Source organism: Pseudooceanicola sp. HF7, assembly GCF_011806405.1.
GTDB lineage: Bacteria > Pseudomonadota > Alphaproteobacteria > Rhodobacterales > Rhodobacteraceae > Pseudooceanicola.
On record NZ_JAATOW010000002.1, the window covers coordinates 87795 to 101927 of the forward strand.

Consider the following 14133-nt stretch of genomic DNA (forward strand, 5'->3'; position numbering starts at 1 on the left):
TCGTGACATGGGTCAAGTGAGGGGCGCAAATGCGGCGATGACCTTGCGTCATCAGTCGGGCGGGCAGTGGGCTGGCGGAACGCCCCTTCGCGCGATGGCTGGCGGGGCACAGATGCCGCTTTTCAAAGGGGCGTGCCCCATGTCAGATGATCGCATGATCGCGAAACTGGAAATGCTCATCGCCCTTGCCAAGGAAAAGCACTTTGGCCGCGCGGCAGAGAGCCTTGGCATCACGCAGCCCAGCCTGTCCACGGGCATCCGCCAGCTGGAGGACCAGCTGGGCGTGAAACTGGTGCTGCGCGGATCGCGCTTTGGCGGGCTGACGCCCGAGGGGCAGCGCACGCTGATCTGGGCGCGCAAGATCGTGGGCGATGCTCGGCGCCTGCGCGAAGAGATGCGCTTTACCCGCGAAGGGCTGTCGGGCCACCTGCGGATCGCGGTGATCCCCACGGCGCTGACCTGGGCCTCTCACTTGGCGACGGCCTTTCGCCAGGCCCACCCCAACGTCGATTTCACCGTGCTCAGCCGGAACTCTGCCGAGATCCTGGAGATGCTTGAGAACTTCGACGTGGATGCCGGGATCTCTTACCTGGACAACGAACCGCTGGGCCATGTCTCTACCGCCTTTCTCTATCGAGAGACCTACGCGGCCATCTGCCGGCCGGAGCATCCGCTGGCCGGGCGCAAGCAGCTGGAGTGGCGTGACCTTCAGGGGCAGGACCTGTGCCTGCTGACGCCGGACATGCAGAACCGGCGAATCGTCAACAAGGCCTTCGCAGAGGCCGGGATGCAGCCGAAGGCTGTGCTGGAATCGAACTCCACCGTGGTCCTTGCCAGCCAGGTGGAAGAGGCCGGGCTGGTCACCGTGCTGCCCGATCAGCTGGCGCGGCGGCTGGTCTCTGGCCGGGCGCTGTCCATGGTGCCGCTGGGCCAGGCCACCCCGGGGCCCGCAGTGGGCCTGGTCGCCCCCTGGCAAGAGCCCCATACCCCGGTGATCCAGGCGCTTCTGGAGGCTGCGCGCAAGGTGGCCACCGCCGAGGGCTGATAGCTTTTGCCAATCGACTGACGGAAATGCGATATTGAAATCGCATCAAATCTGGCGCATCCCGCAGGTTCAGCCAGCGAGGAGGACGCCATGGACCCGCAGCCAACCGCAGAGGAAATCAGGGAAATCCTGGGAAAGCATCTGCACCTGGAAGGGCCGCTGTTGCCGATCCTGCACGATCTTCAGGACACCTTCGGCTACTTGCCCCAAGAGGCGGTGCCCCAGATCGCGGGCGCGCTGAACCTGAGCGTGGCCGAGGTCACGGGCGTCATCTCTTTCTACCATGATTTTCGCAAGGCCCCCGCCGGGCGCCACGTGCTGAAGCTGTGCCGGGCAGAGGCCTGCCAATCCATGGGCTCGGATGCGCTGGCGGATCGGGTCCTGTCCCTGCTGGGCGTCGACTGGCACGGCACCACGACCGACGGGCGCATCACGGTGGAGCCGGTCTATTGTCTTGGCCTTTGCGCCTGCGCCCCCGCCGCAATGCTGGATGGCCGCGTCCATGGCGCGCTGACAGAGGCGAAGGCCACGAAGATCCTGGAGGCGCTGGCATGAAGATTTATGTTTCCCGCGATTCCGCCGCCAAGGCGTTTGGCGCCGATGAGGTTGCAGAGGCGCTGCAGGAGGAGATCGTCGCACGCGGGCTGCGCGCAGAGGTGATCCGCACCGGGTCGCGCGGGATGGTCTGGCTGGAGCCGCTGGTGGAGATCGACGCCGGCCGCGGCCGCATGGCCTATGGCCCGGTCAGCGCCGAAGAGGTGCCCGCGCTTCTGGACGGCAACATCGACAGCCTTGGCCTGACCGAGGAAATCCCCTTCTTCGCGCGCCAGACCCGCCTGACCTTTGCTCGCTGCGGTCTGACCGATCCGCTCAGCCTGGCCGATTACGAGGCCCATGGCGGGCTTGCCGGCCTGCGCCGCGCACTTGAGCTGAGCGCAGAGGCGATCGTGGACGAAGTGAAGACCTCTGGCCTGCGCGGGCGCGGAGGGGCCGGGTTCCCGACGGGGATCAAGTGGGACACCGTGCGCATGGCCCATGCCGATCAGAAATACATCGTCTGCAATGCCGACGAGGGCGACAGCGGCACCTTCGCGGACCGCATGATCATGGAAGGCGACCCCTTCACCCTGATTGAGGGCATGGTGATCGCCGGGCTCGGCACCGGGGCGACCAGGGGCTATGTCTACACGCGCTCGGAATATCCCGATGCCATCGAGGTGATGGAAGAGGCGGTGCAGATCGCTCGCGCCGCCGGGGTGCTTGGGCCCGATGTGCTGGGCTCCGGCCGGGCCTTCGACATGGAAATCCGCATGGGGGCCGGCGCCTATGTCTGCGGCGAGGAAACCAGCCTTCTGAACAGCCTTGAGGGCAAGCGCGGCGTGGTGCGTGCCAAGCCGCCGCTGCCCGCGCTCGAGGGATTCCTGGGCCGCCCGACGGTGGTCAACAACGTGATCAGCCTGGCCACGGTGCCGGTGATCTTCGAAAAGGGAGCGGCCTTTTACGCGGAGTTCGGGCTGGGACGTTCAAAGGGGACGATCCCGATCCAAATTGCCGGCAACGTCGCCCATGGCGGCCTGTTCGAGACCGCCTTCGGCATGCCGCTGGGCACGCTGGTCAATGACATCGGCGGCGGCACGGCAAGCGGCCGGCCCGTTAAGGCGGTTCAGATCGGCGGGCCGCTTGGCGCCTACTTCGGTCAGGAAAAGTTCGACACGCCGTTTGGTTACGAGGATTTCGATGTCCAGGGCGGGCTGATCGGCCACGCCGGGCTGGTCGTCTTCGACGATAGCGCGGACATGATGAAAATGGCGCGCTTCGCCATGGAATTCTGCGCCGTGGAAAGCTGCGGGAAATGCACCCCCTGCCGCATCGGCGCGGTGCGCGGCGTGGAGACGCTGGACCGGATCGCCGCCGGAGACGGCGCGGCGGTGGAGCTGCTGACGGACCTTTGCGAAACGATGAAGGATGGCTCTCTTTGTGCGCTCGGGGGCTTCACGCCCTATCCGGTGCTCTCGGCCCTGGAAACCTTCCCTGAAGAGTTCGCAGGCACAAGGGAGGCCGCGGAATGAGCGATCACAGCCAGGACCTTGCCATGACGCCGCTGCGCCACGCCATGCACGACCAGATGCCAGAAAAACTAGCGGAAAAAGGGAGCTGAACCATGAAGGATTTCATCATTCCCTGGGATGACACCGACAAGGGCACGCCGGCAAAGACGGGCAAGCCGGTGCAGCTGCTCGTGGACGGCATCGAAGTGACCGTGCCGGAGGGGACCTCCGTCATGCGGGCGGCCTCTGAGGCGGGGATCCAGGTGCCCAAGCTCTGCGCGACCGACAGCCTTGAGGCCTTCGGATCCTGCCGCCTCTGCGTGGTGGAGATCGAGGGACGGCGCGGCACGCCGGCCTCCTGCACCACGCCGGTGCACCCTGGCATGGTGGTGCATACGCAATCCGAGAAGGTGCGCAGGATCCGCAAGGGCGTGATGGAGCTTTATATCTCTGATCACCCGCTGGATTGCCTGACCTGCGCGGCCAACGGCGATTGCGAGTTGGAGGACATGGCCGGGGCCGTGGGCCTGCGCGACGTGCGTTATTCCAAGGCCGAGGGGCTGGCGAACCACTTTGAGGTCCGCTCCGGTGGAGAGGCCAACCCGGCCTGGATGCCCAAGGACGAAAGCAACCCCTATTTCACCTATGACCCGGCCAAGTGCATCGTCTGCAACCGCTGCGTCCGCGCCTGTGAAGAGGTGCAGGGCACCTTCGCGCTGACCATCGAGGGGCGCGGCTTCGACAGCCGGGTCTCTGTCGGGGCAGAGAACTTCCTGGAAAGCGATTGCGTCAGCTGCGGCGCCTGCGTGCAGGCCTGCCCGACGGCGACCTTGCAGGAAAAAAGCGTGATCGACCTGGGCACGCCGGAGCGGTCCGTCGTCACCACCTGCGCCTATTGCGGCGTGGGCTGTTCCTTCAAGGCAGAGCTGAACGGCACCCAGCTGGTGCGCATGGTGCCATGGAAACACGGGCAGGCGAACCGCGGCCACAGCTGCGTGAAAGGGCGTTTTGCCTATGGCTATGCAACGCACAAGGACCGCATCCTGAACCCGATGATCCGCGACCGTGTGGACGAGCCCTGGCGCGAGGTGTCCTGGGACGAGGCCCTGACCTTTGCCGCCGACAAGATGCGCGGCCTGCAGGAAAAGTACGGCCAGAAGAGCATCGGCGTGATCACCTCTTCGCGCTGCACTAACGAGGAAACCTTCCTTGTGCAGAAGCTGGCGCGCGCGGTCTTCGGCAACAACAACACCGACACCTGCGCCCGCGTCTGCCATTCGCCGACCGGCTACGGCCTGGGCCAGACCTTCGGCACCAGCGCGGGCACGCAGGACTTCGACTCGGTCGAGGACAGCGACGTGGTGGTGGTGATCGGCGCCAACCCCACGGATGGCCACCCCGTCTTTGCCTCGCGCCTGAAAAAACGCCTGCGGGCCGGGGCGAAGCTGATCGTCATCGATCCTCGGCGGATCGACCTGGTGAAATCGCCCCATGTGCAGGCCGCGCATCACCTACCGCTGCGCCCGGGCACCAACGTCGCCGTGGTCTCTGCCCTGGCGCATGTGATCGTGACCGAAGGGCTGATGGACGAGGCCTTCATCCGCGAACGCTGCGACTGGGAAGAATTCATGGAATACGCGGAGTTCATCCGCAACCCGCGCCATTCCCCCGAAGCGACCGAAGCCCTGACAGGCGTTCCCGCGGATGAGCTGCGCGCTGCGGCCCGGCTCTTTGCGACCGGCGGGAACGGCGCGATCTACTACGGTCTGGGCGTGACTGAGCACAGCCAGGGATCGACCACCGTGATGGGCATTGCCAACCTCGCCATGCTGACCGGCAACATCGGTCGCAAGGGGGTGGGTGTGAACCCGCTGCGCGGCCAGAACAACGTTCAGGGCTCCTGCGACATGGGCTCCTTCCCGCATGAGCTGCCGGGCTATCGCCACGTGAAGGGCCAGGACGTCCGCGATGTCTTCCGCGAGGCCTGGGGGGTGGAGATCGACCCGGAACCGGGGCTGCGCATTCCCAACATGCTTGATGCCGCCGTGGATGGCACCTTCAAGGGGCTTTACTGCCAGGGCGAGGATATCCTGCAGTCCGATCCGGATACGAAACACGTGGCCGCCGGGCTGGCGGCGATGGAATGCGTCATCGTCCATGACCTCTTCCTGAACGAGACGGCGAACTACGCCCATGTCTTCCTACCCGGCTCTTCCTTCCTGGAAAAGAACGGCACCTTCACCAATGCCGAGCGGCGCATCAACCGCGTGCGCAAGGTGATGGCGCCGCTGAACGGCTACGAGGACTGGGAGGTCACCCAGGCCCTGGCGAACGCCATGGGCGCAGGCTGGAAATATTCCCATCCTTCGGAAATCATGGAGGAAATCTCTCTCACGACGCCCAGTTTCGCCGGGGTGTCCTACGAGGTTCTGGAACAGAAGGGATCGGTCCAGTGGCCCTGCAACGAGGCCAATCCCGATGGCACGCCGCTGATGCATGTCGATGGGTTCGTGCGCGGCAAGGGGCGCTTCATCGTGACCGAATATGTCGCCACGGATGAACGCACGGGCCCGCGCTTCCCGCTGCTGCTGACCACCGGGCGGATCCTGTCGCAGTACAACGTGGGCGCCCAGACGCGGCGCACGGCGAACTCCGAATGGCATGCGGAGGACCTGCTGGAGATCCACCCCCATGACGCGGAACTGCGCGGCGTGAAGGAAGGGGACTGGATCCGGCTTGCCTCGCGCTCGGGAGAGACCAGCCTGCGGGCGACGCTCACGGATCGGGTCAGCCCTGGCGTGGTCTATACCACCTTCCACCACCCCGATACCCAGGCCAACGTGATCACCACCGACTTCTCCGACTGGGCCACGAACTGCCCGGAATACAAGGTGACGGCGGTGCAGGTGTCGCTGTCGAACGGGCCAACGGACTGGCAGGCAGACTACGCGGCGCAGGCCGAGCGCGCCCGGCGCATCCTGCCGGCAGCCGAATGATGGCCAGCCCTGTCCTGAGCTTGCCGGGCCTGGCGGTTGGCCCTGAGGGTGCGCGGGAGGTGAGCCGCGCCTTGCCCGAAGAATGGCCCGTGGCCTTCAGTTTCGATGGCTCCACCCAGGCCGTGATGATGGCGACTCCGCAGGATCTGGAGGACTTCGCGCTTGGCTTCGCCCTGTCCGAGGGGATCGTCGAAGGCGTTGAGGATATTGCGGAATTCGAGCTGGTACTGCATGAGGCGGGCAGCGAATGCCGCTTCTGGCTGAAGCCGGGGCGGGGGGCCTCTCTGGAGGCGCGGCGACGGGCCTTTGCCGGGCCGGTGGGCTGTGGCCTGTGCGGGATCGACTCGCTGGAAGAGGCGAACCGTGCGCTGCCGAAAGTGCCGGTGGGCAAGGTCCTGTCGGCGGCCGAGGTCAGCGGGGCGGCAGAGGCGCTGCGGGGCGCGCAGCCCTTGCATGACCGCACCCGCGCCGTCCATGCGGCGGGCTTCGTGCAGCCCGGACGCGGGCTGGTACTGGCGCGGGAGGACGTGGGCCGGCACAATGCCCTGGACAAGCTGATCGGGGCCATGGCGCGCGGCGGGATCGATCCGGCACGCGGTGCCTTCGTGCTGACCAGCCGGATTTCCATGGAGCTGATCCAGAAGGCCGCTGTCGCGCAATGCCCCGTGATCATTGGGGTTTCCGCCCCCACGGCCCATGCGGTGCGCCTGGCCAAAGGGGCCGGGATCACCCTGGCGGCCTTTGCCCGCGGGCGCAGTTTCGACCTTTATGCCCACCCCGACCGTATCCGAACCGGAGCCAGCGATGTCGCCTGAAAAACTTGTCCTGATGGCCAACCAGATCGCCACCTTCTTCCGCAGCCAGCCGGGGAACGAGCAGGCTGAACGGATCGCGGATCACATCAATGACTTCTGGGAACCCAGGATGCGCCGGCAGTTCTTTTCGCATGTGGCGGCGGGCGGAGAGGGGCTGGATCCGCTGGTGCTGGAGGCCGCGACCTTCGTGCGGGAGCCGGCGGACTGAGGGTCTCTGAAACCCGTCGGTATCACGTCTGTTTTGCGTCGGTATCACGTCGGTATTACGTCGGTGCGCAGCGAACGGGGGGTTAGGCCTGTCTTAAGCGCTGGAGGGGGGCTTTGCCCCCCCCACGAAACAGGGGGGCTCGATGCCCCCCCTGTTTCGTTCCCCCCAGAGTTTTTTGGCAAGAAGAAGACAGGTGACGGCGCTTGCATGGGGTGCGGGCGCGCGGGGGGCTTTTGGCGGGACATTTGCGGATATATTGACTACTAAAATACTCGGGATTGACTTGGTTGAGCTTTTTAGTCAGTTATGAAGCTGACAAGAATCCTCGCCCATTCATCCCGACCGATTGAGGGGCGTGCTTTCACAGAGGCCCGACGATGACTTGCCCGGACAGCAGACCATCCCGCATCTGTCCCGCCGCCCGCACAGGGCAGGGGCGTTTCGCCTTTCCGGGGGCGGGCGCGTGAGCCTGCAGCGCGGATCCGAGCCGGTCGCCACCATCGCGGCCCTGCCTTTTCACGAGGCGCTCGTGATCGGCGCCTTGCGGGCCCGCTGCGACGGGCCCGATGCGGTGGCGGATTTCGAGATGGAGCTGACCGCGCTTTACGGTCGTGACCGGATGGAGCGCATCAGCGAGCGGCTGGACGAATTCTTCGGCCTGACCTTGCGCCACGTGCGCCGCCCGGTGATGCGGCATGGACAGACCTGTTCCTGTGTCGGTGCCGATGAGGCGGTCCTGGCGCATCTGGTCTCTCTTTCCACCTCGGGGGACCGGGAGGATGCCATGCTGATGGCCTGCCTGCTGGTGCGGGCCGATGTGGCGCCGATCGTCGTTTCCCTGGCCCAGACCCTGGGCCTGGAGCTGATACGCCAGCGGCCCGAGGGCCGGGCCTATCCCAGTCACACACCGAACACTTTGCATTGACGGAAAAAAGAGGAGTTTCCATGTCCATTCGTACCACTCTTATGGCCACTGCCGCGTTGACCATCCTGCCGGGCTTCGCGCTTGCCGAGGACATGGCTCCGGAGAAGACGGCTGTCCTTGAGACCTATGCCGATATCGCCGCGGCGTCCTACGGAGACAGCCTGCGCACCGCAGAGGCGCTGCAGGCCGCGCTGGCGGCCCTGGTCGAGGCCCCTTCGGCAGAGGCGCTGGCCGCGGCCAAGGCGGCCTGGAAACAGGCCCGCGTGCCCTACCAGCAGACCGAGGCCTTCCGCTTCGGCAATGCGATCGTGGACGACTGGGAAGGCAAGGTGAACGCCTGGCCGCTTGACGAGGGGCTGATCGACTACGTGGATCCCTCTTATGGCGGGGCGACGGATGAGAACGCCTTTGCCGTGCTCAACGTGATCGCCAACCCCAGCTTCGAGCTGTCGGGGGAAACCGTCGATGCCTCTGCCATCACGCCGGATCTGCTGGAGAACACCCTGCAGGAAGCCGATGGCGTGGAAAGCAACGTGGCCACCGGGTATCACGCGATCGAATTCCTGCTCTGGGGTCAGGATCTGAACGGCACCGATCATGGTGCGGGCGCGCGGCCCTGGACGGATTACGCCACGGGCGAGGACTGCACGGGCGGCAATTGCGACCGTCGCGGTGAATACCTGACCGCCGCGGCCGATCTGCTGGTGTCGGACCTGGACTGGATGGCGGCGCAATGGGCGACGGGCGGCGAGGCGCGCGAGACCCTGCTGGCCGATCCGGATGCGGGCATCATCGCCATGCTGACCGGCATGGGCAGCCTGTCCTATGGCGAGCAGGCGGGCGAGCGCATGAAGCTGGGCCTGCTGCTGAACGATCCCGAGGAAGAGCACGACTGCTTCTCCGACAACACCTACAACAGCCACTTCTATGACGGCCTGGGCATCCACAATGTCTACACCGGTCGCTACGTCGGCGTGGATGGCACGGTGACGGAGGGGGCGTCGCTCTCCGACCTGGTGGCGGCGGCCGATCCCGAGGTCGACGCGGCGCTGAGCGCCGATCTGAACGCCACCATGATGAAGCTGACCGAGCTCAAGGTCGCGGCAGAGGGCGGCTTTTCCTACGACATGATGCTGGAGCGTGGCAACGCGGCCGGCGAGGCGCTGATCATGGGCGCGGTGGATGCGCTGGTGGCCCAGACCCGCGGCATCGAGCGCGCCGTGGCGGCCCTGCAGCTGGAAGAAATCGGCTTTGAGGGCTCTGACAGCCTGGATGATCCGGATGCCGTCTTCCAGTGATCTGAACTGACGCGATGCGCCGGGCGGCGGGGCAGACCCGCCGCCCGGCAGCGACACAAGGCCGGGGAAAAGGCCCCCGATACGAGACGAGAAAGGGCGAGAACCATGATGGTCTGTCACTGCATGAAGATCTCGGACGGCGATATCCGTTCTGCCGTCGACTGGATGCGCGCCGCGGATCCCGACACGATCATCACGCCTGGCAAGATCTACCGCGCCCTGGGCAAGAAGGCCGAGTGTGGCGGATGTCTGCCACTTTTCATGGACACCATGCGCCAATGCGATAGTTTCGAAGTACCGGAAATTCTGCGCGGTCTTCGCCGCGCTACGGGAAAGGAGACATCGAATGAAAGGCGACGCCAAGGTTATTGAATACCTTAATGCCGCGCTGCGCAGCGAGCTGACCGCGGTCAGCCAGTACTGGCTGCACTACAGGCTTCAGGAAGACTGGGGCTTCGGCAAGATCGCCGCCAAGTCGCGTGAGGAAAGCATCGAGGAGATGCACCACGCGGACAAGCTGATCGAGCGAATCATTTTCCTGGAAGGGCACCCGAACCTGCAGAAGCTTGACAGCCTGCGCATCGGCGAGACCCTCAAGGAGACCCTGGAAGCGGACCTGGCCGCCGAACAGGAAGCCTGGACGCTTTACAAGGAAGCGCGGGAATATTGCGTGAAAGTAGGCGATTACGTCACCAAGGAGCTCTTTGATCAGCTTCTGGCGGACGAGGAAGGCCATATCGACTTCCTGGAGACCCAGCTGGATCTCTATGGCACCATCGGTGCAGAGAACTACGGCATGCTGAATGCCTCTCCGGCCAACGAGGCCGAGTAAGGCGCGCTGAGGCCGCGGGTCGTTCTGCGATCCCGGCTTCAGGGGCAGCTTGCCGCAACCATGCGAGAGTTGGAGGGCCTGCCCCATGCGGGGCGGGCCTTTCGCGTTTTCGGCGGGCGGGGCGCGACGAAATGCCAGAGGCTTTTCCGATTGAAACGATCAGGTTTGCGTGGCACTCCGGGTTCCATAACGCTTGATGACAGGGCGCGCGGACCGGGGAGCGGTCGGCCAGCGCCCAAGAGCAGATCTGAACGGACAGGACGGGAGGCACGGCGATGCGCAGGGGAGCTGGGTGCAGATGGGCTGGGGCAGCCATCATGGGGCTTCTGGCAGGTCCCGGGATGGCAGAGGATGCCGGGCTGGTGCTTCCTTACCTGAACGAGGTGCCCCGCAGCAGCGCAGAGGCCGAGCGCATCGCCGGTGTGGTCGCGCCCGCCACGGATTTCTCTGCGCCGGAGAAGTTCGAGCAGAACGGGGCCGGGGCCGCCACGGTGCGCGCGCGCAGCGATGCGGATGCCTTTTCCATGTCCTCGGCCAACATGCCCTTCGAGCGCGAGCTGGATTTCAAGGTGGGCAACGGGCTGTTCAAGAAGCTCTGGGTCTCTTCTCCGTCCTCCACGCTGGCCAGTGACGGGCTGGGGCCGCTTTACAATGCGCGCTCCTGCCAGCGCTGCCACCTGAAGGACGGGCGCGGCCATTTGCCGGCCGGACCGGAGGATGATGCCACGTCGCTGTTCCTGCGGATCTCCGTTCCTGCAGCGCCCGAGGACGATGTCAGCGATATCGAATCCTTCCTGCTGTCGCGGGGAGAAGAGCCGCTGCGCGTGCGACCGCATCCCAGCTACGGCGGCCAGATGCAGGATTTCGGCGTGGCCGGACAGACGGCGGAATACCGCATCGTCGCGGACTGGGAAGAAGAGGATATCGCGCTGAACGGCGGGGAAAGCATCACCCTGCGCAACCCCAACTGGGGCGCGACCGATCTGGGTTATGGGCCGCTGGGCCCGGACACGATGCTGTCCCCGCGCCTGGCGCCGCAGATGATCGGCCTGGGCCTGCTGGAGGCCATCCCGGCAGAGGATATCCTGGCGCTGGCGGATGAGGCGGATGCGGATGGTGACGGGATCTCCGGCAAGCCGCAGATCGTCTGGTCCTTCGAGGAAGATCGCCCCATGCTGGGCCGCTTCGGCTGGAAGGCCGGGGCGCCAAGCGTGCGCGAACAAAGTGCTGCCGCCTTCGCCGGGGATATCGGGATCTCTTCGCCGCTCTTCCCCTCGCCCTGGGGCGATTGCACCGAGGCCCAGGCGGCCTGCCGGAACGCCCCGCATGGGGATGGCGATGAGCGCGGCACGGAGATCGACGCCGAGGGGCTGGACCTGGTGACCTTCTACAGCCGCAACCTGGGTGTGCCGGAACGCCGCGACGTGGCTGAACCGGCCGTGCTGAACGGCAAGCGGGTCTTTTACGAGGCCGGCTGCACCTCTTGCCACCAGCCGAAATTTGTCACCGCCAGGCTTGAGGATCAGCCCGAGCAGAGCTTCCAGCTGATCTGGCCCTATACCGACCTGCTGCTGCATGACATGGGCGAGGGGCTGGCGGACAACCGTCCCGAGGGCCGCGCCAATGGCCGGGAATGGAAGACGCCTCCGCTTTGGGGGATCGGGCTGACGCGGCAGGTGTCGGGGCACGAGGCCTACCTGCATGACGGGCGCGCGGGTAGCCTTCTGGAAGCCGTGCTCTGGCATGGCGGAGAGGCCGAGGCCGCCCGTGAGCATGTCGTGGCGCTGGAACCCGAAGACCGCGCCGATCTGATCGCCTTCCTGGAGAGCCTTTGATGAGACAGACCGCCTGCGCCGCCCTGATCGCCCTGACCCTGCCGGTGCTTGGCAGCACGGCCATGGCCGGCACGGAGGAGGCGATCGCGGAGCACGTGATGCCCGCCGTCACCGGCTTTGCCCAGGCCTCCGCCCAGCTGCAGGAGGCCGCCGCGGCAGATTGCACCAGCGCCGCCGTGCAGGGGCCCTACAACGCGGCTTTCGATGCCTGGCTGGGGCTGTCCCACCTGCGCTTCGGCCCGCTTGAGGTGGACGGGCGCGTCTCTGCCATCGCCTTCTGGCCCGACAACCGGGGGTTCACCCCCAAGCAGCTGGGCAGCCTGATCGCGCAGGAGGATCCGGTCGTGAACAGCGCGGAGGATTTCGCCCATGTCTCGGTCGCCGCGCGGGGGCTCTTTGCGCTTGAGATGATGCTGTACGATCCGCAGTTCGCCTATGAGGATGGCAGCTATTCCTGCACCCTGGTGCAGCGCCTGTCTGCCGATCTGGCCCGCATGGCGCAGGAAATCGCGACCGACTGGGAAGAGGAGCAGGCGCCGCTGATGCTGAGCGCGGGCGAGCCCTGGAACAACTTCTACCTCAGCCCGGACGAGCCGCTGCAGGTCTTCTACACCACGCTGCTGACCGGGCTGGAGTTCACCGCCGACACGCGGCTGGGCCGCCCGCTTGGCACCTTCGATCGCCCCCGTCCGCGCCGGGCAGAGGCCCGCCGGTCAGAGCGGTCGCTGCGCAACGTGGAGCTGTCGCTGATCGCGCTGCGCGATCTGGCGGAGCAGCTGGCGCAGCCGATCCCGATCACCGAAGAAGCCTTTGACGAGGCGCTGGAAACGGCGCAGGAGCTGGACGATCCGGTCTTTGCCGGGGTGGAGGATCCCACCGGGCGGCTCAAGGTCGAGATCCTGCAACAGCGCATCCAGGCGGTGCGGCGCGCGGTCGAGGGAGAGATCGGCGCGCAGCTGAACCTGACGCAGGGCTTCAATTCAGCCGACGGAGACTGATCCATGATCCCGCGCCGCGCCTTTCTTGCCGCCCTGGCCGCCGCCGCGACCGCACCCGGCCTGAGCTGGGCCGATGCGGGCAGTCCCGCCTATCTTGCCGCCGCCAGGGAGGCCGACGGCAGCTATGCGCTGCACGGTCTGGCTGGCGATGGCGCGGCGCTGTTCCGCATTGCGCTGCCCGCACGCGGCCATGCCGGCACCGCCCATCCCAAAGCCCCTGAGGCCGTGGCCTTTGCCCGCCGTCCGGGCACCTTCGGGCTGGTGATCGACTGCGTGCACGGCAAGGTCCTGAAGGTGCTGGAAAGCCCGGAGGGGCGGCATTTCTACGGTCATGGCTGCTTTATCGCCGGGGGTGACATCCTGTGCACCACAGAGAACGATTACACCGCGCGCCGGGGTGTCATCGGCCTGTGGGACCGGCGGCAGGGCTACCGGCGGATCGGTGAAATCCCAAGCCACGGCATCGGCCCGCATGAGATGCTGGCGCTGCCCGGCGATGTGCTGGTGGTGGCCAACGGCGGGATCGAGACGCACCCCGACAGGGGCCGCGACAAGCTGAACATCCCCAGCATGCAGCCCAGCCTGGCCTATGTTTCTCCCCAAGGGGAGCTGCTGGAAGAGCTGCGCCTGCCAGAGGCGCTGCACCGCAATTCCATCCGCCACCTGGCGGCCCGGCCTGACGGGCTGGTGGCCTTTGCCATGCAATGGCAGGGCGAGGTGAGCGACCCGGTGCCCTTGCTGGGGCTGCACCGCCGTGGCGCGCCCGCGATCCTGGCCGAGGCCGATCTGGGCGAGCAGATGGCGATGCGGGGCTACGCGGGTTCTGTCGCCTTTGACGGCATCGGCGGGCAGGTGGGCATCACCTCTCCGCGCGGGGGGCGGATCCATGTCTTTGATGACACGGGGGCCTTCGCGGCCAGCCTGCATCGCGGCGACGTCTGCGGGTTGGCGGGCAGCCCGGGGGGCTTCCTTGCGACTGACGGGCAGGGCGGTGTCTGGCAGGCGGGCGCAGAGGGCCTGAGCGCGGCGCGCCGGGCCGATTGCGCCTGGGACAACCACGTGGTCACCCTGTAAGGGCAGACGGCTGAGCCCTGGCGCCGCGCCTTCTGGCGGGGCGGTCCCTTTGGATGATC

13 protein-coding genes are annotated in these 14133 nt (G+C 66.3%); all 13 read left to right on the plus strand.

What is annotated here, in order from left to right; genetic code table 11:
* Nucleotides 1–154 precede the first annotated feature (154 nt).
* A complete protein-coding gene (locus HCZ97_RS01190) occupies nucleotides 155–1045 on the plus strand; it encodes a LysR family transcriptional regulator (RefSeq protein ID WP_167686882.1) in 891 nt (296 codons plus the stop codon).
* Between the two features lie 90 nt (nucleotides 1046–1135).
* Complete coding sequence (locus tag HCZ97_RS01195; protein ID WP_167686829.1) at nucleotides 1136–1600, plus strand: formate dehydrogenase subunit gamma; 465 nt, start codon at nucleotides 1136–1138, stop codon at nucleotides 1598–1600.
* Nucleotides 1597–3114, plus strand: coding sequence for an NADH-quinone oxidoreductase subunit NuoF (locus HCZ97_RS01200; RefSeq protein ID WP_167686830.1), 1518 nt, complete (start codon nucleotides 1597–1599; stop codon nucleotides 3112–3114). The genes HCZ97_RS01195 and HCZ97_RS01200 overlap by 4 nt, the downstream gene beginning before the upstream one ends.
* Before the next feature lie 92 nt (nucleotides 3115–3206).
* A complete protein-coding gene (gene fdhF, locus HCZ97_RS01205) occupies nucleotides 3207–6089 on the plus strand; it encodes a formate dehydrogenase subunit alpha (RefSeq protein ID WP_167686831.1) in 2883 nt (960 codons plus the stop codon).
* Nucleotides 6089–6904 carry a formate dehydrogenase accessory sulfurtransferase FdhD gene (gene fdhD, locus HCZ97_RS01210; protein WP_254871285.1) on the plus strand — a complete coding sequence of 272 codons (816 nt, stop codon included), beginning with the start codon at nucleotides 6089–6091 and terminating at the stop codon, nucleotides 6902–6904. Before fdhF ends, fdhD begins: the two co-directional genes overlap by 1 nt.
* A complete protein-coding gene (locus HCZ97_RS01215) occupies nucleotides 6894–7112 on the plus strand; it encodes a formate dehydrogenase subunit delta (RefSeq protein WP_167686833.1) in 219 nt (72 codons plus the stop codon). Before fdhD ends, HCZ97_RS01215 begins: the two co-directional genes overlap by 11 nt.
* A gap of 463 nt (nucleotides 7113–7575) precedes the next feature.
* Entirely contained in the window at nucleotides 7576–8037 is a 462-nt protein-coding gene (locus HCZ97_RS01220) for a hypothetical protein (RefSeq protein WP_167686834.1), read from the plus strand.
* 92 nt (nucleotides 8038–8129) lie between these two features.
* Complete coding sequence (locus tag HCZ97_RS01225) at nucleotides 8130–9335, plus strand: imelysin family protein (RefSeq protein WP_254871288.1); 1206 nt, start codon at nucleotides 8130–8132, stop codon at nucleotides 9333–9335.
* 105 nt (nucleotides 9336–9440) lie between these two features.
* A complete protein-coding gene (locus HCZ97_RS01230; RefSeq protein ID WP_167686836.1) occupies nucleotides 9441–9707 on the plus strand; it encodes a bacterioferritin-associated ferredoxin in 267 nt (88 codons plus the stop codon).
* Nucleotides 9682–10167: a bacterioferritin gene (gene bfr / locus HCZ97_RS01235; protein ID WP_167686837.1), complete on the plus strand. Its 486-nt coding sequence runs from the start codon at nucleotides 9682–9684 to the stop codon at nucleotides 10165–10167. The genes HCZ97_RS01230 and bfr overlap by 26 nt, the downstream gene beginning before the upstream one ends.
* A 341-nt stretch (nucleotides 10168–10508) precedes the next feature.
* Complete coding sequence (locus HCZ97_RS01240; RefSeq protein ID WP_254871289.1) at nucleotides 10509–12002, plus strand: di-heme oxidoredictase family protein; 1494 nt, start codon at nucleotides 10509–10511, stop codon at nucleotides 12000–12002.
* A complete protein-coding gene (locus tag HCZ97_RS01245) occupies nucleotides 12002–13000 on the plus strand; it encodes an imelysin family protein (protein ID WP_167686839.1) in 999 nt (332 codons plus the stop codon). The genes HCZ97_RS01240 and HCZ97_RS01245 overlap by 1 nt, the downstream gene beginning before the upstream one ends.
* 3 nt (nucleotides 13001–13003) lie before the next feature.
* Entirely contained in the window at nucleotides 13004–14074 is a 1071-nt protein-coding gene (locus HCZ97_RS01250; RefSeq protein ID WP_167686840.1) for a DUF1513 domain-containing protein, read from the plus strand.
* Nucleotides 14075–14133: the final 59 nt, after the last annotated feature.